The organism is Nostoc sp. UIC 10607 (assembly GCF_047228265.1).
GTDB classification, from domain to species: Bacteria; Cyanobacteriota; Cyanobacteriia; order Cyanobacteriales; family Nostocaceae; genus Nostoc; species Nostoc foliaceum_A.
The window spans coordinates 1-1,302 of sequence record NZ_JBIQNW010000185.1 but is presented as its reverse complement, the minus strand read 5'-3'; the positions used below and the strand labels follow the sequence as shown (position 1 = coordinate 1,302).

The following is a 1,302-nucleotide window of genomic DNA, read 5'->3' as shown; positions in this document are numbered from 1 at the left end:
CTTACTGGTGCAGAAAAGTCCTGAATGCTTGATATATGGAGGATTTTACTGAGACAAGGGTGACAGAGAGGGGGACGACATGGGATGCTCAAGTTTCCACACAAAAAACTACCCCATGTTAGTCCCCCATCTTTATCGTCAACTGCAAGCTCAAGTAAGTCAATGGATTCACCCTCAAGACCAACGACATTTACAAGTGTTTTGTGAGAATGTGGCGGCAATTTTACAAGCTCAGAGCGCCTGTCTGAGCCACTGGTTGCCCTATCTGAGTCATCGGGACTGCAAAGCGCGCAGCCACATGGAGCGATTAAACTATTTTGTCCATAATCCCAAAATCAACGCCGAAACCTTCTATTTTCCCCTGTTAGAGCAGTTTATGACAGCATGGTCGGGAATGCCAATGACGCTGACACTCGATACTAGCGTGTTATGGGATGAGTATTGTCTAATTGAGATATGTTTAGTTTGGGGAGGACGCTCGATTCCTTTGGGGCAAACGGTGTTGTCACACGGCAGTGCGACGGTCGGTTTTGAAGACTACTGCCCGGTGTTAGAAACCACTTTGCGACTGCTACCGCAAGGATGTTCGGTAACATTATTAGCAGACCGAGGGTTTGAACACGGTGCGTTGATCCGATGGTTACGGGAGCATCAATGGTCGTGGGCAATTCGTGCGAAATCTGACCTGAACATTACGCGCTCCAATGGTAAAACATCTGCGGTTGCTGATCTTTTACCCCCAGAGGGAGAAGCCTATCTCTTTCGAGAAGTTACGGTTTTACAAGACATTCAGTGTCATCTGGCAACCGCTAATTTAGCCCTGGCTAGTCAGCCTTGGGCTGTCCTCTCAGATGTGCCTCCCTCATTACAGACTTTTGAAATCTATGGTCAGCGATTTGGGGGAATAGAACCGCATTTTAAGGATTACAAATCGGCAGCTTTTGAGCTAATCCGTTCTCACTTGCGGGATGCTCAAGCCCTCAATTGTCTATTGATGCTGCTGGCTGCTGCCACCCTGATTGCCATTGCCGTTGCTCTGGTTGTCGTTCACGAAGACCGGCGCAAAATGCTCGACTGGCATAGTCTTCGGGGATTAAGTTTTTTACAATTAGGATTACGGGAAATTGAACGTTTGTGTTATCAACGCCTCCCAATTCCCTTATTAGCTACCTTACCTCGAAAGAGTCCTCCACCTGCCACTGCTTCACTCAAAAAACGAACGCAGATAGAGCAACAAATTGAGTTCTCCCGTGTCACTGTGTTCTCAACTTGAGACTCCGGAGAGTTTTCTGCACCACTAAG

The 1,302-nt window shown here is 47.5% G+C and carries 1 protein-coding gene; it reads left to right on the top strand.

Annotated features, from left to right (window positions below; all coding sequences use genetic code 11):
* Positions 1 to 115: 115 nt before the first annotated feature.
* Positions 116 to 1,273, top strand: a complete 1,158-nt coding sequence (locus tag ACEYW6_RS36245) for a transposase (protein ID WP_412983611.1) — start codon at positions 116 to 118, stop codon at positions 1,271 to 1,273.
* Positions 1,274 to 1,302 lie beyond the last annotated feature (29 nt).

What these genes read in the sequence shown, in the direction of transcription:
- ACEYW6_RS36245 (WP_412983611.1), top strand. Translation starts at nt 116, where the DNA reads ATGTTAGTCCCCCATCTTTATCGTCAACTGCAAGCTCAAGTAAGTCAA.